Below are 19,229 nucleotides of genomic sequence, written 5' to 3'. Positions count from 1 at the left end.
GATGAAGATTATTGTACCTGCAACCAGTGCCAATATCGGGCCAGGTTTTGATTCGGTCGGTGTAGCTGTAACCAAGTATCTTCAAATTGAGGTCTGTGAAGAACGGGATGAGTGGTTGATTGAACACCAGATTGGTAAATGGATTCCCCATGACGAGCGTAATCTTTTGCTTAAGATTACCTTGCAAATTGCGCCGAACTTGCAACCGAGACGTTTGAAAATGACCAGTGATGTTCCTCTGGCGCGTGGTTTGGGTTCTTCTAGCTCAGTTATTGTTGCTGGGATTGAACTGGCCAACCAACTGGGCAAGCTCAACTTATCTAACCACGAAAAATTGCAGCTGGCGACCAAGATTGAAGGACATCCTGACAATGTGGCTCCAGCCATTTATGGAAATCTTGTTGTTGCGAGCTCCGTTGAAGGAAAAGTCTCTGCTATTGTGGCAGACTTCCCAGAATGTGATTTTTTAGCTTATATTCCCAACTATGAATTACGCACTCGCGATAGTCGTGGTGTCTTGCCTAAGAAATTGTCCTACAAGGAAGCTGTTGCTGCTAGTTCCATCGCAAATGTGGCAGTTGCAGCCTTATTGGCAGGAGACATGGTGACAGCTGGGCAAGCAATCGAGGGAGACCTCTTCCACGAGCGTTACCGTCAAAGTCTGGTCCGTGAATTTGCAACGATTAAGCAAGTAGCCAAAGAGAATGGTGCCTATGCAACCTACCTCTCTGGTGCTGGGCCAACAGTGATGGTATTGGCCTCTCATGACAAGATGCCGGCGATTAAGGCAGAATTGCAAAAGCAGTCTTTCAAAGGCAAACTGCATGACTTGAAAGTTGATACCCAAGGTGTCCGTGTCGAAACAAAGTAAAGAAATAGAGGATAGGATGGGGAAACTCTCGACCAGAGGGCTTCCTATCCTTTTTTTGAAAAGAAGTCTATACTCAATGAAAATCAAAGAGCAAATTAGGAAGCTAGCCGCAGGCTGTACTTGAGTACGGTAAGGTGACGCTGACGTGGTTTGAAGAGATTTTCGAAGAGTATTAGTTAAAAACTTGATAAAGGAGAAATAAAGATGGCAGAAATTTATCTTGCAGGTGGTTGTTTTTGGGGCCTAGAGGAGTATTTTTCACGAATTTCAGGCGTATTAGCAACCAGTGTTGGCTACGCTAATGGGCAAGTCGAAACGACCAATTATCAGCTGCTCAAGGAAACAGACCATGCAGAAACGGTTCAAGTGATTTATGACGAGAAAACAGTGTCACTCAGAGAAATATTGCTTTATTATTTCCGAGTCATCGATCCCTTATCAATCAATCAACAAGGAAATGACCGTGGTCGCCAATATCGAACCGGAATCTATTACCAAGATGAAGCAGATCTGCCAGCTATCTACACAGTGGTGCAGGAGCAGGAGCGTATGCTGGGTCGAAAGATTGCAGTGGAAGTGGAGAAACTTCGCCACTACATTCTAGCAGAAGATTACCACCAAGACTATCTTAAGAAAAATCCTTCAGGTTACTGTCATATCGATGTGACCGATGCGGAGAAGCCATTAGTTGATGCGGCAAACTATGAAAAGCCTAGTCAAGAAGTGTTAAGGGAAAGTTTGTCAGCAGAGTCATACCGTGTTACCCAAGAAGCTGCTACAGAGGCGCCATTTACCAATGCCTATGACCAAACCTTTGAAGAAGGGATTTATGTAGACATCACGACGGGTGAACCACTCTTTTTTGCAAAGGATAAGTTTGCTTCAGGTTGTGGTTGGCCAAGTTTTAGTCGTCCGATTTCCAAGGAGTTGATTCACTATTACAAGGACTTGAGTCATGGAATGGAGCGAATCGAGGTTCGTTCTCGGTCAGGAAATGCTCACTTGGGTCATGTTTTCACAGATGGACCTCAGGAGTTAGGTGGCCTCCGTTACTGTATCAATTCGGCTTCCTTGCGTTTTGTAGCCAAGGATGAGATGGAAAAAGCAGGATATGGCTATCTATTACCTTACTTAAACAAATAAAACTGAGAGGGTGGGGCTTCCCACTTTCTTCGTTTCCAGAATAAGAATAGAAGGGACTTATGAAACACTTACTATCTTACTTCAAACCCTACATCAAAGAATCAATTTTGGCACCCTTGTTCAAGCTGCTAGAAGCTGTTTTTGAACTCTTGGTTCCCATGGTGATTGCTGGGATTGTTGACCAATCCTTGCCTCAGAGAGATCAAGGACACCTCTGGATGCAGATTGGCCTGCTCCTTATCTTTGCAGTGATTGGCGTTTTAGTGGCATTGGTAGCTCAGTTTTACTCAGCAAAGGCAGCGGTTGGGTTTGCCAAAGAACTGACAGACGACCTTTATCGTCATATTCTTTCCCTACCCAAGGATAGCAGAGATCGTCTGACAACTTCTAGCTTGGTGACTCGCTTGACTTCAGACACTTACCAGATTCAGACTGGGATCAATCAATTCCTGCGTCTCTTTTTGCGAGCGCCTATTATCGTTTTTGGAGCCATTTTTATGGCCTATCGCATCTCGGCTGAGCTGACTTTCTGGTTTTTAGTTATGGTTGTGATTTTGACGATTATCATTGTAGGGCTCTCTCGGTTGGTCAATCCTCTCTACAGTAGTCTCAGAAAGAAAACGGATCAGCTGGTTCAGGAAACGCGCCAGCAATTGCAAGGGATGCGAGTTATTCGTGCTTTTGGTCAGGAAAAACGAGAGTTACAAATTTTTCAAACTCTTAACCAAGTTTATGCTAGATTGCAAGAAAAGACGGGTTTCTGGTCTAGTTTGTTAACACCTCTGACCTATCTGATTGTTAATGGAACTCTTCTTGTCATCATCTGGCAGGGTTATATTTCAATTCAAGGAGACTTGCTCAGTCAAGGTGCTCTTATTGCCCTTATCAACTACCTCTTGCAGATCTTGGTGGAATTGGTTAAGCTCGCCATGCTGATAAATTCTCTTAATCAATCCTATATCTCAGCCAAGCGAATTGAGGAAGTTTTTACTGAAGCTCCAGAAGATATTTTTTCAGAATTAGAACAAAAACAAGCTACCGGTGATCGGGTTTTGCAAGTCAAAGAATTAACCTTTACCTATCCTGATGCGGCCCAGCCTTCTCTAAGAAACATTTCCTTTGATATGAAGCAAGGGCAAATTCTTGGTATCATCGGGGGAACTGGTTCAGGTAAATCAAGCTTGGTGCAAGTCTTACTTGGACTCTATCCAGTAGATAAGGGAAGCATTGACATTTATCGAGATGGATGTAGTCCTCATAATCTTGAGCAGTGGCGGTCTTGGATTGCCTATGTGCCCCAAAAGGTCGAACTCTTTAAAGGAACTATTCGTTCCAACTTGACTCTAGGTTTCAATCAAGAAGTATCTGACCAAGAACTCTGGCAGGCCTTGGAGATTGCGCAAGCTAAGGATTTTGTCAGTGAAAAGGAAGGACTTTTGGATGCCCTAGTTGAGGCTGGAGGTCGAAATTTCTCAGGGGGACAAAAACAAAGGCTATCTATCGCACGAGCAGTCTTGCGACAAGCACCATTTCTCATCCTAGATGATGCGACCTCGGCCCTAGACACCATTACCGAGTCCAAGCTCTTGAAAGCAATCCGAGAAAATCTGCCAAATACGAGCTTAATCTTGATTTCTCAAAGAACTTCTACACTTCAGATGGCTGACCAGATTCTCCTCTTGGAAAAAGGTGAGCTCCTGGCTGTTGGCAAGCACGATGACTTGATGCAAACTAGTCAAGTCTATCGCGAAATCAATGCATCCCAACATGGAAAGGAGGACTAGCATGAAACGACAAACTGCAAACCAGACGCTCAAACGTTTAGCCGTGGATTTAGCAAGCCATCCCTTTCTCCTTTTCCTAGCCTTTCTAGAAACGATTGCCCAAGTTGCTTTATCGATCTACCTACCTATCTTGATTGGGCAGGTCATTGACCAGGTCCTGGTGGCTGGTTCTTCACCAGTTTTTTGGCAGATTTTCATCCAGATGATCTTGGTAGTCATAGGAAATACTCTGGTACAATGGACCAATCCTCTCCTCTATAATCGCCTAATCTTCTCTTATACCAGAGATTTACGAGAGCGAATCATTCATAAGCTTCATCGTTTACCGATTGCTTTTGTGGATCGGCAGGGCAGTGGAGAGATGGTTAGTCGTGTGACCACAGACATAGAACAGCTGGCAGCCGGCTTGACCATGATTTTTAACCAATTTTTCATTGGCGTCTTGATGATTTTTGTTAGTATTCTAGCCATGCTCCAAATTCACCTTCTCATGACCCTCTTGGTCTTGCTATTGACGCCACTGTCTATGGTGATTTCACGCTTTATTGCCAAACGGTCCTATCATCTATTTCAGAAGCAAACAGAGACCAGGGGGATTCAGACTCAGTTGATTGAAGAATCGCTTAGCCAGCAGACTATTATCCAGTCCTTCAATGCTCAGACAGAGTTTATCCAAAGACTGCATGAGGCGAATGCCAACTACTCAGGCTATTCTCAGTCAGCCATCTTTTATTCTTCAACGGTCAATCCTTCGACTCGCTTTGTAAATGCACTCATTTACGCGCTTTTAGCTGGAGTGGGAGCTTATCGTATCATGATGGGGTCCACCTTGACCATCGGACGTTTAGTGACCTTTTTGAACTATGTTCAGCAGTACACTAAGCCCTTTAACGATATTTCTTCTGTTTTAGCCGAGTTGCAAAGTGCTCTCGCTTGCGCAGAGCGCGTCTATGCTGTCTTAGAAAGTCCTGAGGTTGCTGAAACAGGTAAGGAACTCTTGACCAGTGACCAAGTGAAGGGGGCTATTTCCTTTAAACATGTTTCTTTTGGATACAATCCTGAAAGGATCTTGATTAAGGACTTATCCACCGATATCCCAGCTGGTAGCAAGGTTGCTATTGTTGGTCCTACGGGTGCTGGAAAATCAACCCTCATCAATCTCCTCATGCGTTTTTATCCCATTAACTCGGGAGATATCTTGCTAGACGGGCGATCCATTTACGATTATACCCGAGCATCATTGAGACAGCAGTTTGGGATGGTGCTCCAAGAAACCTGGCTCAAGCAAGGGACTATTCATGACAATATTGCCTTTGGAAATCCTGAAGCCAGTCGGGAGCAGGTGATTGCTGCTGCCAAAGCAGCCAATGCAGATTTTTTCATCCAACAGTTGCCGCAGGGATACGATACCAAGTTGGAAAATGCAGGAGAATCTCTCTCTGTCGGTCAAGCCCAGCTCTTGACCATCGCCCGAGTCTTTCTGGCTATTCCTAAGATTCTTATCTTAGACGAGGCGACTTCATCCATTGATACGCGGACAGAAGTGCTGGTCCAGGACGCCTTTGCCAAACTCATGAAGGGGCGAACAAGCTTTATCATTGCTCACCGCTTGTCTACCATTCAGGATGCGGATTTGATTCTTGTCTTGGTAGATGGTGACATTGTTGAGTATGGTAACCATCAGGACCTCATGGCTAGAAAGGGCAAGTATTACCAAATGCAGCGAGCTGCAGTTTTTAGCTCTGAATAAGCCATCCCTGTCCATTTAAAGTCTTAATGACACTAAAAGTTGCCTTCGGGTGACTTTTTTGTTACAATAGCTAGAAAAATCAAGGTCTTAGAAGGAGAAAACAATGAAAGTCTATCAGCATGTAAATATCGTTACTTGTGACCAAGCTTTTCATGTGCATCTGGATGGTATCTTGGTTGTTAAGGATTCTCAAATCGTCTATGTCGGTCAAGAGAAGCCAGAGATTTTAGATCAAGCTGAGCAGATTATAGACTATCAAGGAGCTTGGATCATGCCTGGTTTGGTTAATTGCCACACCCATTCTGCTATGACAGGCTTGAGAGGGATCCGAGATGACAGCAATCTCCATGAATGGCTCAATGACTATATCTGGCCAGCTGAAGCAGGATTTACAGCAGATATGACTACAAGAGCAGTCAAGCAGGCTCTGACAGAGATGCTCCAGTCAGGAACAACAACCTTCAACGATATGTATAATCCCAATGGTGTGGATATTGAGAGAATTTATCAGGCAGTCAAGGCATCTAAGATGCGTTGTTATTTCTCACCGACCCTCTTTTCTTCAGAGACAGAGACAACTGCTGAGACCATAAGCAGAACACGTGCTATTATAGAGGAAATCTTAGGATATGAAAATCCAAATTTCAAGGTTATGGTAGCTCCACATTCTCCATACAGTTGTAATCAAGACTTGCTGGAAGAAAGCTTAGATATGGCAAAAGAGCTGGACATTCCTATCCATATCCATGTAGCGGAGACTCAGGAGGAATCAGGAATTATCCTCAAACGCTATGGCAAACGCCCCCTCACCTTTCTAGAAGAACTAGGTTACTTAGATCATCCGTCTGTCTTCGCTCATGGAGTCGAGTTAAACGAGCGAGAAATTGAACGCTTGGCGACTTCTCAAGTGGCTATCGCCCATAATCCTATTAGTAACCTTAAACTGGCCTCAGGAATCGCTCCCATCATCCAACTGCAAAAAGCAGGAGTGGCAGTAGGAATTGCGACAGATTCAGTTGCTTCCAACAACAACCTTGATATGTTTGAGGAAGGGCGGACCGCCGCTCTCCTTCAGAAGATGAAGAGTGGAGATGCGAGCCAATTTCCTATTGAAACAGCCCTCAAAGCTCTGACGATAGAAGGTGCTAAGGTTCTTGGAATGGAAGATCAGATAGGAAGTCTAGAAGTTGGCAAGCAGGCAGATTTTCTGGTCATCCAACCACAAGGAAAAATCCATCTCCAACCTCAGGAAAATATGCTCTCTCACCTCGTTTATGCAGTCAAATCCAGTGATGTTGATGATGTCTATATCGCTGGAGAACAGGTGGTTAAGCAAGGCAAAATTTTGACAGTAGAGATTTAAAAAAATTTCAAAAAAAGTTTGCAAAAATCTTGCATTCTTTTTTTGTCTATGCTATACTTATATACGGTTTGAAAAAACTGCCTAAGACAGTAGGGGAGCTCGACTCATAAAGATCCTACCGAGGACAAAACGTATCATGTAAAAAGAAGCGTATTGTACTTTCGTGTCTAGGTTTGGGCGCGTTTTTCTTTTGGAAAAATTCCCCAAGCAAAATAATTACGGAGGTGAACACACTAATGAGTGAAGCAATTATTGCTAAAAAAGCGGAACTAGTTGACGTAGTAGCTGAAAAAATGAAAGCTGCTGCATCTATCGTTGTTGTAGACGCTCGTGGTTTGACAGTTGAGCAAGATACAGTTCTTCGTCGTGAGCTTCGTGGAAGCGAAGTTGAGTATAAAGTTATTAAAAACTCAATCTTGCGTCGTGCAGCTGAAAAAGCTGGTCTTGAAGATCTTGCATCAGTATTTGTTGGACCATCTGCAGTAGCATTTTCTAACGAAGATGTTATCGCACCAGCGAAAATCTTGAACGATTTTGCTAAAAACGCTGAAGCACTTGAAATCAAAGGTGGTGCAATCGAAGGCGCTGTCGCATCTAAAGAAGAAATCGTTGCTCTTGCAACTCTTCCAAACCGCGAAGGACTTCTTTCTATGCTCCTTTCTGTACTTCAAGCGCCAGTGCGCAACGTTGCTCTTGCAGTCAAAGCGGTTGCAGACAACAAAGAAGACGCAGCTTAATCTTAAGCTACGCAGCGTAGCCTAGCTACGAAAAAAACTATTATAAAATTTAAAACTTATTTGGAGGAAATAACAATGGCATTGAACATTGAAAACATTATTGCTGAAATTAAAGAAGCTTCAATCCTTGAATTGAACGACCTTGTAAAAGCTATCGAAGAAGAATTTGGTGTAACTGCGGCTGCTCCTGTAGCTGTAGCTGCTGCTGGTGGCGCTGAAGAAGCTGCTAAAGATTCATTTGACGTTGAATTGACAGCTGCAGGCGACAAGAAAGTCGGCGTTATCAAAGTTGTACGTGAAATCACTGGTCTTGGACTTAAAGAAGCTAAAGAACTTGTTGATGGTGCACCAGGTGTCATCAAAGAAGGCGTTCCAACTGCAGAAGCAGAAGAAATCAAAGCTAAATTGGAAGAAGCTGGAGCTTCAGTTACTCTTAAATAATCAATTAATGATTATTTAAGGGCGGAAGCCGAGTTTAAAAGCCCTTTGTTATTTGTAAAGGCGCAATAATAGGAGATGTTTCTTTTGAAACTTCCCCATAAACACCCCCACAATTTTTTGTGGGGGTGTTTATTTTTTTCTTGTGCTATAATAATTGATAGAATATAATATGAAAACGGATTTATTTATTTTTTGTATCTATGTTTAAGACAAAAATTCATTTGGAGGTATTGATATGGAATTAGGTTACCAAGGAAGTGGTTCAGTTGAATTAAATGGAAAAAAAAGGGAGTGTCGCCTGTATTTGAATGAAGAAGAAGGAGGGATATTGCTTGAGATAGTAGTTAACAAAGGTTTACCAAGTACATTGGAACTTCCAAATCGCATAACTGAATTAAAAGTAGAATTATTTAACGGAGCAAAATTTGTATTATTTGACGCATACCGTTCAAAAGGAGTTTCAAGTAATATTTCATCGAGTACCTCTATTTTTCCCTTTAGTGCTAAATACTTTGTAAGTGGATTTAATTCATTAGAAAAATTTACTAACAAATTTAAAAGTGTATTCTTCGAGATTAGTGGTGTAATGAAATGGGGAGGTAAAGCTGCCTACTCGATTAGTAATGACTATGGTTTATATGGTAATTCTAACAACAGTACTATTATTTATAAAGATGAAAGTACGATAATTAAATATCTAGTTAGTGGGTCTATGCTTCCTATTCATGAGGATCAATTATTTATAGATAAAATAGAACTGAATCAAAGAACTATAATTGAGATTGAATTTATAGAGGAAACCTCTTTAGATGATTTTTTTGATTTATTTGAAAAAATTAAGAGATTAATTGAGTTGACACTCGTTGAAGAAATTAAAGTTCATAAAATTCAAGGGGTATCTAAATTAGTATTTGATGTATATGATAGTAATTATAAAAAACCTAGAACATTGGATATCATTAGTCCTATTATAAGAAAAGATAGATTTATGGGGAACTATTATGATAGGTATATATTAAAAACATTTTTTTTAGATGATTTGTTAGAAAATAATAGTTTTAAATATTACTTTGAGTCCTATTATAAATTAAAACCGATCATAGATCTCTATATGGAACTGCTGTATACAAAAGGGATATCACCAGTTAGACTGTTTTTAAATGTTATTCAAGCTCTAGAAACGTATCATTCAAGGTTTAAAGCTGGATCAATGAAAGAATTTAAAGATAGAGTAAAGTGGCTAACAGACGGTCGTACAGATAAGATGGAAAGTTTTCTTTTAGGGAAATCTAAAAATTTTATTACGCTCGAAAGTAGACTTGCCGATTTAATTATAGCTGAGTACCAAGTTTTTTTTAGGACAGGAGACTTTAAAAGGACTGAATTTCCCTCCGTTGTTGCTAATACTAGAAACTATTATATCCACTACAATGAATCTATTAAAGAGAAAACAAGGATTTTAAGCGAAGAGGAGTTAAGCATTTATAATAATTGCTTACTGATGATTTTAGATTACTATATTTATTTAGAATTAGGTTTTTCGGAACATCAAAAATTAAAAGAAAAGCTAACACAAAGATGGGGGAGTGTTCAAACTAAATTAGACCTTAAAAAGGCGTTTGATGATAAATATGAGAAAAAATAATATTAAAAACATTAGCCAATATGAAGAGGAAGTTAGAATACTATCTTTTTGCATAAAGGCTATTAGAATCTTAAATTTTAAGAATTGAAAAAACTGGCTACCCGTTTGGGTAGTCAGTTTCCGTAATTTGTTTTTTATACCACACCTTGTGCAATCATAGCGTTTGCTACATTTTCAAAGGCAGCGATATTTGCTCCTGCAAGGTAGTCAGTACCAAGACCGTATGTTTCAGCAGTTGTTTTAGCTGTGTTAAAGATGTTTGTCATGATGTCTTTGAGACGTCCATCAACTTCTTCACGTGTCCATGAAAGGCGAAGGCTGTTTTGGCTCATTTCAAGCGCTGATACAGCTACACCACCAGCGTTGGCAGCTTTGGCAGGTCCGTAAAGGATTCCGTTTTCTTTGTAGACTTTAATCGCATCAAGATCGCTTGGCATGTTGGCACCTTCAGATACACAGATAACGCCTTGGTCAACCAAGCGCTTAGCTGCTTCGCCGTTGATTTCGTTTTGAGTCGCACATGGAAGAGCAATATCGTAGTTACCAGTGTAAGTCCAAACAGAGCCTTCATGATAAGTAGCGGTTGCTTTCTCAGCTGCGTATTCTGTCAAGCGAGCACGGCGTTTTTCTTTAACATCAACCAAAAGATTGAAGTCAATACCATTTTCGTCGATGACATAACCGTTTGAGTCAGATACAGAGATAACAGTAGCGCCGAGTTCAGTTGCTTTTTGAAGAGCGTATTGAGCTACGTTACCAGAACCTGAAATAACCACTTTCTTACCAGCAAAACTGTTACCATTAGCTTTGAGCATTTCTTCAGTGTAGTAAACCAAACCGTAACCAGTTGCTTCTGGACGAATCAAGCTACCACCGAATCCAAGAGGTTTACCAGTCAAGACACCAGCATCAAATTGGTTAAGGCGTTTGTATTGACCGTAAAGGTAACCAATTTCACGTCCACCAACACCGATATCGCCAGCTGGGACGTCGAGTGATGGTCCGATGTATTTTTGCAATTCAGTCATGAAGCTTTGGCAGAAGCGCATCACTTCAGCATCAGTCTTTCCTTTAGGATCGAAGTCTGATCCACCTTTACCTCCACCGATTGGAAGTCCAGTCAAAACGTTTTTAAAGATTTGTTCGAAGCCGAGGAATTTCAAGATCCCTTGGTTTACAGTTGGGTGGAAACGAAGTCCGCCTTTATATGGTCCGACAGCTGAGTTGAACTGAACACGGTAACCACGGTTGACTTGAACTTTTCCATCACGGTCAACCCAAGGAACACGGAAAGAAATCACGCGCTCAGGTTCAGTGATGCGTGCCAAGATATTTTCTTCAATATACTCAGGGTGTTTTTCAAATACAGGCTCTAGGGTGCTGAAGAATTCTTCAACCGCCTGGAGAAATTCAGCCTCATGCCCGTTACGAGCTTTCACAGTTGCAAACACGCTTTGGATATAGTCTTTAGCAGATGTCATATCGTTCTCCTTTTTTGTTGTTATATTTTATTACATGAGCCATTATAGCAGAATTTTTTTTGAGTGTAAAGAAAAAAACAGAAATTTTCTAAAAATTCTTTCAATTTACAAAACCGAACATTTTATATAGAAATTAGTTTCTCAAAGAGAAAATCTTAAAGTATGGTATAATATTAGAAATAAAAGGAATCTGGAGGATCAGAATCATGGTATCAACGAAAACGCAAATAGCTGGCTTTGAGTTTGACAATTGCTTGATGAATGCAGCGGGTGTGGCTTGTATGACGATAGAAGAGCTTGAAGGAGTCAAAAACTCAGCGGCCGGTACTTTTGTTACGAAGACTGCGACCTTGGACTTTCGTCAGGGCAATCCTGAGCCACGTTATCAGGATGTTCCACTTGGTTCTATCAACTCCATGGGCTTACCAAATAATGGTTTAGACTATTATTTGGACTATCTTTTGGACTTGCAGGAAAAAGAGCCAAACCGTACTTTCTTCCTTTCCCTAGTCGGCATGTCTCCAGAGGAAACGCATACCATCTTGAAAAAAGTCCAAGAGAGTGAATTCAATGGACTGACCGAGCTTAATCTCTCTTGTCCAAATGTTCCAGGTAAACCACAGATTGCCTATGATTTTGAGACCACAGACCGTATCTTGTCAGAGGTATTTGCCTACTTTACCAAACCTCTTGGGATTAAATTGCCACCATATTTTGATATTGTTCACTTTGATCAAGCAGCTGCTATTTTCAACAAGTACCCGCTCAAGTTTGTTAACTGTGTTAACTCTATAGGAAACGGCCTTTACATAGAAGACGAGTCCGTCGTCATTCGTCCTAAAAATGGTTTTGGTGGGATTGGTGGAGAGTATATCAAACCAACTGCTCTTGCTAATGTGCACGCCTTTTATCAACGTTTAAATCCGCAAATCCAAATCATCGGAACGGGTGGCGTTTTAACGGGGCGTGATGCCTTTGAACATATCCTCTGCGGTGCTAGTATGGTGCAGGTTGGAACAACGCTCCATAAAGAAGGCGTGGGTTCTTTTGAACGCATTACCAATGAACTAAAAGCAATCATGGCAGAAAAAGGATACGAAAACCTAGAAGATTTCCGTGGGAAATTGCGCTATATTGATTAAGTTTAATAAAAAATCAGAAGAAAGGAGAGAAGATGCTTGCCATTGAAGACAGTCAAAAGTTGTCTCTAGCAAATTTATCTAGCTTGAACCTATTTACAGGGACAGACCAAGGTCAGTTTGAAGTTATGAAGAGTCAAGTGTTGAAACAGCTCGGCTATGATCCAGCCGACCTCAATTTTGCCTACTTTGACATGAAAGAAGTAACCTATAAGGATGTGGAACTGGAGCTAGTCAGTCTCCCTTTCTTTGCAGATGAGAAAATCGTGATATTAGACCATTTTGTCGATATTACAACAGCCAAGAAACGCTTTTTAACAGATGACGAGCTCAAGTCATTTGAGGAATATCTTGACAATCCTTCACCGACGACTAAGATCTTGATATTTGCAGAAGGGAAGCTGGATAGCAAGAGACGATTGGTCAAATTACTTAAGCGTGATGCCAAGGTCTTTGATGCAGTAGAAGCTAAAGAACAAGAACTTCGTCAGTATTTCCAAAAATGGAGTCAGACACAAGGTCTGCAGTTTGCAGAAAAATCTTTTGAAAATCTACTCATCAAATCTGGTTTTCAATTTAGCGAAATCCAGAAAAATCTCCTCTTTTTGCAGTCTTATAAGTCAGACGGCGTGATTGAGGAGAAGGACATTGTTGATGCGATTCCTAAGACTTTACAAGACAATATTTTCGACTTAACTCAGTTTATCTTGGCTAAGAAGATTGATCAGGCCCGTGACTTGGTTAGAGACTTGACCTTACAAGGGGAGGATGAAATCAAGCTCATAGCTGTCATGCTAGGACAATTCCGAACCTTTACCCAGGTGAAGATTTTATCAGAGGCTGGTCAGACGGAATCACAGATTGTAAGTAGTCTGGGGACTTATTTGGGACGCAATCCTAATCCTTATCAAATCAAGTTCGCATTAAGAGATTCGAGAGGGATTTCTTTGGCTTTTCTCAAGCGAGCGATTTCTTATTTGATTGAAACAGACTACCAGATTAAGACAGGTGTCTATGAAAAAAGTTACTTGTTTGAAAAGGCACTCTTACAGATTGCGACAGAGGCAAATTGAGCAAAAAACTTGAAAAAATAGGATGATTGCGTTATCATTTTCATATAGAAAGAAAAAGAGGTATTACAGATGGCTATTATCTTACCAGACCTTCCATACGCATACGACGCTTTGGAACCATACATCGATGCAGAAACAATGCACTTGCACCATGACAAACACCATCAAACTTATGTCAACAATGCCAATGCTGCTCTTGAAAAACACCCTGAAATTGGTGAAGACCTTGAAGCTTTGCTTGCTGATGTAGACTCTATCCCAGCTGATATCCGTCAAGCACTTATCAACAATGGCGGTGGACACTTGAACCACGCTCTTTTCTGGGAATTGATGACTCCTGAAAAAACAGCTCCTTCAGCAGAACTTGCAGCAGCAATCGACGCAACATTTGGCTCATTTGAAGAGTTCCAAGCAGCCTTTACAGCAGCAGCTACAACTCGCTTCGGTTCTGGATGGGCATGGTTGGTTGTCAACAAAGAAGGGAAACTTGAAGTAACTTCAACAGCAAACCAAGACACACCAATCTCAGAAGGTAAAAAACCAATCTTGGGCTTGGACGTTTGGGAACATGCTTACTACGTGAAATACCGCAATGTACGTCCTGATTACATCAAAGCTTTCTTCTCAGTCATCAACTGGAACAAAGTAGATGAGCTTTACGCAACAGCAAAATAATGAAAATAATGAAAAGGAAGGGAAGAGTCATTCTTCTCTTTTTGCTTTATAAGGCAGGAGTCTGACAAAATCGTCAGACTTTTTTCATTTTTATGAGAAACGTGCTAACTGCTAGAAATTATGGTAAAATAGAGTGTTGAGTAATCGTGGAAAAGGAAGACTATGCGTAAAGAAATTGCACCTGAATTATACAACTATAACAAGTTTCCTGGCCCAGAATTTCATGTAAATGGGGATAAGGTTGAGACTGAAGGGATTGCTTTTACCTTGGTTGAAAATATCAAGGATGCCTTCGATGTGACAGTCTTTAATCAACGCTTTTCAGAAGTGTTGACCAAGTTTGACTATGTCGTGGGGGACTGGAGCAATGAACAGCTCCGCCTACGTGGCTTTTACAAAGACGACCGAACAGAGGAAAAAATTGAAAAGATCAGTCGCTTACAGGACTATCTTTTGGAGTACTGTAGTTATGGTTGTGCCTATTTTGTTCTAGAAAATCAAGCACCTAAGCGTGCGTCGTTTGACAAGAAAATGCGTAGAAAAGAGGAGGAAAACCCTTCTAGAAAGGGAAAGAAACCTTCGCAAAACAAGAGAAAACCAAATACGGATAAGCGAAATAGACGTCGTCATAAGGACCAAAAGTCTCAGAAAGAGGACAAGGGACAGCGCCATTTTGTCATTCGTCAGAAATAGATAGAGAATAAGGAGAAGAGATGAAACCGTCTATTTATAGTTTAACACGTCAAACCATGCAAGAATGGGTATTAGAACAAGGAGAAAAGAAATTCCGTGCAGATCAAATCTGGGAATGGCTCTACCGTAAACGTGTCCAGTCATTTGAAGAAATGACCAACCTTTCCAAGGATTTGATTGCCAAGCTCAGTGACCAGTTTGTGGTCAATCCATTGAAACAACGCATCGTACAAGAGTCAGCCGACGGTACTGTTAAGTATCTTTTTGAGTTGCCAGATGGTATGTTGATTGAGACAGTACTCATGCGTCAACACTACGGTTTGTCAGTCTGTGTGACCACTCAGGTCGGTTGTAATATCGGTTGTACCTTCTGTGCATCAGGCTTGATTAAGAAGCAACGTGATCTTAATAACGGTGAAATCGTAGCGCAGATCATGATGGTTCAGAAATACTTTGATGAGCGTGGTCAGGATGAACGTGTCAGTCATATCGTTGTCATGGGAATTGGTGAGCCCTTTGATAACTACAATAATGTCTTGAATTTCGTTCGTACCATCAATGATGACAAGGGAATGGCTATCGGTGCTCGTCACATCACTGTTTCTACCTCAGGTTTGGCCCATAAAATTCGTGACTTTGCTAATGAAGGCGTACAGGTTAATCTGGCTGTGTCTCTTCACGCACCCAATAATGAATTGCGTTCAAGCATCATGAAAATTAACCGTGCCTTTCCGATTGAAAAACTCTTTGCTGCTATTGAGTACTATATCGAAACAACCAATCGCCGGGTGACTTTTGAGTATATCATGCTCAATGAAGTCAATGATGGAATTGAACAAGCCTTGGAGTTGGCTGAGTTGCTCAAGAACATCAAAAAATTATCTTATGTAAACTTGATTCCCTATAACCCAGTTAGTGAACATGACCAATATAGCCGTAGTCCTAAAGAACGCGTGATGGCCTTCTATGACACTCTCAAGAAAAAAGGAATCAACTGTGTTGTTCGTCAAGAGCATGGTACTGATATTGATGCAGCTTGTGGGCAATTGCGCTCCAATACAATGAAACGTGACCGCCAGAAGGCAGTCGCAGCGGTAAATCCATAAAATGACTAAAAAAAGAGAATTAATCTTAAGATTGGGAGTGGCTGTTTATAGCCTATGCATTGTCTGTTTTTGCTTCACTCCCCAGCCTCAACTTCCTACAGGAGTGGAAACTCCAGGTATTCAAACTTTTGGACGCCTGGTTTTTCTTTTAACTCCTTTAAACTCCCTTTGGAATCTAGGTGAAGTGACCAGTTTGGGACAAGTCCTTTGGATCTTTTTGCAGAACATTTTAAATGTTTTCTTGCTTTTCCCTCTGGTCTTTCAACTCATTTATCTCTGTCCAAACTTGCGGCAAACGAAAAAAATCCTCCTTCTCAGTTTTTTACTGAGCTTGGGAATTGAGTGTACGCAACTGGTCTTAGACTTTTTCTTTGATTTTAATCGCGTCTTTGAGATTGATGATTTGTGGACCAACACCTTGGGAGGCTATCTGGCTTGGCTCCTCTATAAAGGATTGCATAAAAACAAGATAAGGAATTAGAATGAGTATTTTAGAAGTTAAAAATCTGAGTCACGGTTTTGGTGACCGTGCAATTTTTGAAGATGTGTCTTTCCGTCTCCTCAAGGGTGAACACATCGGTTTAGTCGGTGCCAATGGTGAAGGAAAATCAACCTTTATGAGCATCGTGACTGGTAAGATGTTACCAGATGAAGGAAAGGTTGAGTGGTCCAAGTATGTGACTGCTGGCTATCTGGATCAGCACGCTGTGCTAAAGGAAGGTCAAACTGTTCGTGATGTGCTCCGTACAGCCTTTGATGAGCTATTTAAAGCAGAAGCTCGCATCAATGACCTCTATATGGAGATGGCAGAAGAGGGAGCAGATATCGACGCGCTGATGGAAGAAGTTGGTGAACTCCAAGACCGTTTGGAGAGTCGTGATTTCTATACCTTAGATGCTAAGATTGATGAAGTAGCGCGTGCCCTCGGTGTCATGGACTATGGTATGGATACAGACGTAACAGCCTTGTCAGGTGGACAAAGAACCAAGGTCCTCTTGGCTAAACTCCTCCTCGAAAAACCAGATATTTTGTTGCTTGACGAGCCAACCAACTATTTGGATGCTGAACACATTGACTGGCTCAAGCGTTATCTCCAAAACTATGAGAATGCCTTTGTCCTTATTTCACATGATATTCCTTTCCTCAACGACGTAATAAATATCGTCTATCATGTTGAAAATCAACAATTGACTCGTTATTCTGGAGACTACTACCAGTTCCAAGAAGTCTATGCTATGAAGAAATCTCAGTTAGAAGCGGCCTATGAACGTCAACAGAAAGAGATTGCCGACCTTAAGGATTTCGTGGCTCGCAATAAAGCCCGTGTTGCAACACGTAATATGGCCATGTCCCGTCAAAAGAAACTCGATAAGATGGATATCATTGAACTCCAAAGCGAGAAACCAAAGCCGTCCTTTGATTTCAAACCAGCTCGCACCCCCGGGCGCTTTATCTTCCAAGCTAAGGACTTGCAGATTGGTTATGGCCGTCCACTTACCAAACCCTTAAACCTCACCTTTGAACGCAATCAAAAGGTTGCTATTATTGGGGCAAATGGTATCGGGAAAACAACCCTCTTGAAGTCTCTCTTGGGGATTATTCCACCAATTGCTGGAGAAGTCGAACGTGGCGACTATCTAGAACTTGGCTACTTTGAGCAGGAAGTAGAAGGGGGCAATCGTCAGACGCCTCTAGAAGCGGTCTGGAATGCCTTTCCAGCACTCAATCAGGCAGAAGTTCGTGCAGCCCTTGCTCGTTGTGGTTTGACAACTAAGCATATCGAAAGCCAGATTCAGGTCTTGTCAGGTGGAGAACAAGCCAAGGTTCGTTTCTGTCTCTTGATGAATCGTGAAAATAACGTCTTAGTGCTGGACGAGCCGACCAACCACCTAGATGTGGATGCCAAGGATGAACTCAAACGAGCCCTTAAAGAGTACAAAGGAAGTATTCTTATGGTTTGCCACGAACCAGACTTCTATGAAGGCTGGATGGACCAAATCTGGGACTTTAACAAGCTAACTTAAAAGCGCTAAAAAAGCCAAGTCGAAATGACTTGGCTTTTTTGACTAGTAATTTAAATAGCTTTCAACTTCAGATTTCTCAATTTCTTTACCGTAGTGGCAAATCGGACAAGAAACGAAGTAACTTTTACCATAAGGAAAAAGTGGAATCCAGTAGAGGGTGAACTTGCGTCCAGTTTCTACGATCTCCCAAGTGTCGACATTGTTACAGTGACCGCATTCAATCGCAGTTTGCGTATGTCCCAAATCTTTCTGATAACCTTTAGAACCCCAAAATAAAATCATGTCATCGTCTCCTTATCTGTTGATGGCTTATTTTTTGCTGAAGTCATAGTCTTTCACCACTTCGATACTATCGATAGTGATAGCAGTAGTTGGTTTGTCTTTCTCATCTTTTTCAGCCTTGGCAATCTTATCAACAACATCCATGCCATCGATGACTTGACCAAAGACAGGGTGTTTGCCGTCTAGACTAGGATTTCCACCCTCTTTATAGGCTTCGATGATTTTCTTTGGATACTTGCTTGTAGGGAGTTTAGCTGAAATATCTGTCGAGTTTTGGTTGATGAAAAACTGGCTACCGTTGGTATTTGGTTGACCAGTGTTAGCCATAGCAAGAGCTCCGCGGATATTGTATAGGTAAGGAGAAATTTCATTTTTGAAACCAGTTCCCTTGTCCTTCGTTTTATCCTTATCATGCCAGATAGATTGGCCACCTGTACCATCTCCCTTAGGATCTCCAGTTTGGACCATAAAGCCATCGATGACACGGTGGAAGGTAATGCCGTTATAGTAGCCTTCTTTAGCGTGAGTAAGGAAGTTTTCAACTGCTAGAGGTGCTAGTTTTGGAAAGAGTTTGATGCGGATATCGCCTTGATTTGTGTGTAGAACAGCTTCGGCTTCATCTTCAGCAACTTCTTTAGAAAGTTGAGGGAAGTTGGCATTTTCATTGGTCAAAGCATCATTCAAATCTTTGGCAGCCTGAGCAGCTGCTTTGGAGCTTTCTTCTGCTGCAAGACTAGAGTCAACATAGTCATCACCACGGAGACCACGTTGGATACTAGTACATCCTGCAAGGGCTACAGTTGATAGTAAAAGAAGGGTTGCTAATTTTTTCATTGTTTTCCTCTCAAAAATTCATTTCTATCATTGTACCTTAAAAGGAGATTGATTTCAAATGTTTAAAAAAATTTCAAACTCTGTCAAGTTTTTTTCTTGACACATACCAGAAATCTGCTATAATAGAACATGTGCTAAATAGCTCAGCTATTTCACCAAAATAAAAAATAAGAAAAGAGATATTAAAA

General features: G+C 41.3%; 18 protein-coding genes and 1 other annotated feature. Of the genes, 15 read left to right on the top strand and 3 right to left on the bottom strand.

Annotated features, from left to right (window positions below; all coding sequences use genetic code 11):
- The first annotated feature begins 1 nt into the window (after position 1).
- The 8 genes from thrB (at position 2) to D8803_RS03515 (ending at position 9,734) form a co-directional block, all read left to right on the top strand.
- The gene (gene thrB, locus D8803_RS03555; protein ID WP_061417067.1) at positions 2-871 is read left to right on the top strand and encodes a homoserine kinase; all 870 of its coding nucleotides are present in this window, start codon (positions 2-4) and stop codon (positions 869-871) included.
- A gap of 204 nt (positions 872-1,075) precedes the next feature.
- Positions 1,076-2,014: a peptide-methionine (R)-S-oxide reductase MsrB gene (gene msrB, locus D8803_RS03550; RefSeq protein WP_084975069.1), complete on the top strand. Its 939-nt coding sequence runs from the start codon at positions 1,076-1,078 to the stop codon at positions 2,012-2,014.
- A 59-nt stretch (positions 2,015-2,073) separates the two neighbouring features.
- The gene (locus tag D8803_RS03545) at positions 2,074-3,798 is read left to right on the top strand and encodes an ABC transporter ATP-binding protein (RefSeq protein WP_131200264.1); all 1,725 of its coding nucleotides are present in this window, start codon (positions 2,074-2,076) and stop codon (positions 3,796-3,798) included.
- Position 3,799: 1 nt separating this feature from the next.
- A complete protein-coding gene (locus tag D8803_RS03540; protein WP_131200263.1) occupies positions 3,800-5,548 on the top strand; it encodes an ABC transporter ATP-binding protein in 1,749 nt (582 codons plus the stop codon).
- Between the two features lie 103 nt (positions 5,549-5,651).
- Entirely contained in the window at positions 5,652-6,911 is a 1,260-nt protein-coding gene (locus tag D8803_RS03535; protein WP_093585690.1) for a TRZ/ATZ family protein, read from the top strand.
- 62 nt (positions 6,912-6,973) lie between these two features.
- Positions 6,974-7,109, top strand: a sequence feature (ribosomal protein L10 leader region).
- Positions 7,110-7,147: 38 nt separating this feature from the next.
- A complete protein-coding gene (gene rplJ, locus D8803_RS03525) occupies positions 7,148-7,648 on the top strand; it encodes a 50S ribosomal protein L10 (RefSeq protein WP_001287274.1) in 501 nt (166 codons plus the stop codon).
- Positions 7,649-7,723: 75 nt separating this feature from the next.
- A complete protein-coding gene (rplL, locus tag D8803_RS03520) occupies positions 7,724-8,089 on the top strand; it encodes a 50S ribosomal protein L7/L12 (RefSeq protein ID WP_001196969.1) in 366 nt (121 codons plus the stop codon).
- A gap of 235 nt (positions 8,090-8,324) precedes the next feature.
- Entirely contained in the window at positions 8,325-9,734 is a 1,410-nt protein-coding gene (locus D8803_RS03515; RefSeq protein WP_131200262.1) for a HEPN domain-containing protein, read from the top strand.
- A gap of 134 nt (positions 9,735-9,868) precedes the next feature.
- On the opposite strand, the gene gdhA is transcribed toward D8803_RS03515, so the two are convergent.
- Entirely contained in the window at positions 9,869-11,215 is a 1,347-nt protein-coding gene (gdhA, locus tag D8803_RS03510) for an NADP-specific glutamate dehydrogenase (protein ID WP_131200261.1), read from the bottom strand.
- Between the two features lie 206 nt (positions 11,216-11,421).
- On the opposite strand from gdhA, the gene D8803_RS03505 reads away from it, so the two are divergent.
- From D8803_RS03505 to D8803_RS03475, 7 genes are all read left to right on the top strand, one after another.
- On the top strand, positions 11,422-12,357 hold the full coding sequence (locus tag D8803_RS03505) for a dihydroorotate oxidase (RefSeq protein WP_131200260.1): 936 nt from the start codon (positions 11,422-11,424) through the stop codon (positions 12,355-12,357).
- 32 nt (positions 12,358-12,389) lie between these two features.
- Positions 12,390-13,427: a DNA polymerase III subunit delta gene (gene holA / locus D8803_RS03500; RefSeq protein ID WP_131200259.1), complete on the top strand. Its 1,038-nt coding sequence runs from the start codon at positions 12,390-12,392 to the stop codon at positions 13,425-13,427.
- A gap of 69 nt (positions 13,428-13,496) precedes the next feature.
- Entirely contained in the window at positions 13,497-14,102 is a 606-nt protein-coding gene (gene sodA / locus D8803_RS03495) for a superoxide dismutase SodA (protein WP_131200258.1), read from the top strand.
- A 162-nt stretch (positions 14,103-14,264) separates the two neighbouring features.
- The gene (locus D8803_RS03490) at positions 14,265-14,795 is read left to right on the top strand and encodes a YutD family protein (RefSeq protein WP_131200257.1); all 531 of its coding nucleotides are present in this window, start codon (positions 14,265-14,267) and stop codon (positions 14,793-14,795) included.
- Between the two features lie 20 nt (positions 14,796-14,815).
- Positions 14,816-15,901: a 23S rRNA (adenine(2503)-C(2))-methyltransferase RlmN gene (gene rlmN, locus D8803_RS03485; RefSeq protein ID WP_131200256.1), complete on the top strand. Its 1,086-nt coding sequence runs from the start codon at positions 14,816-14,818 to the stop codon at positions 15,899-15,901.
- Between the two features lies 1 nt (position 15,902).
- Positions 15,903-16,382, top strand: a complete 480-nt coding sequence (locus D8803_RS03480; RefSeq protein ID WP_125448540.1) for a VanZ family protein — start codon at positions 15,903-15,905, stop codon at positions 16,380-16,382.
- A 1-nt stretch (position 16,383) separates the two neighbouring features.
- Positions 16,384-17,925 carry an ABC-F family ATP-binding cassette domain-containing protein gene (locus D8803_RS03475; protein WP_131200255.1) on the top strand — a complete coding sequence of 514 codons (1,542 nt, stop codon included), beginning with the start codon at positions 16,384-16,386 and terminating at the stop codon, positions 17,923-17,925.
- A gap of 42 nt (positions 17,926-17,967) precedes the next feature.
- Here the strand turns inward: D8803_RS03475 and D8803_RS03470 are convergent, their stop codons facing one another.
- The gene (locus D8803_RS03470) at positions 17,968-18,207 is read right to left on the bottom strand and encodes a zinc-ribbon domain-containing protein (RefSeq protein WP_000600216.1); all 240 of its coding nucleotides are present in this window, start codon (positions 18,205-18,207) and stop codon (positions 17,968-17,970) included.
- Between the two features lie 27 nt (positions 18,208-18,234).
- A complete protein-coding gene (locus D8803_RS03465) occupies positions 18,235-19,041 on the bottom strand; it encodes a peptidylprolyl isomerase (protein ID WP_131200254.1) in 807 nt (268 codons plus the stop codon).
- Positions 19,042-19,229: the final 188 nt, after the last annotated feature.

It is taken from the genome of Streptococcus oralis (assembly GCF_003943385.1).
GTDB lineage: Bacteria > Bacillota > Bacilli > Lactobacillales > Streptococcaceae > Streptococcus > Streptococcus oralis_CA.
Note: the sequence above shows the minus strand (reverse complement) of the source record. Positions and strands in the feature narration are given on the sequence as shown.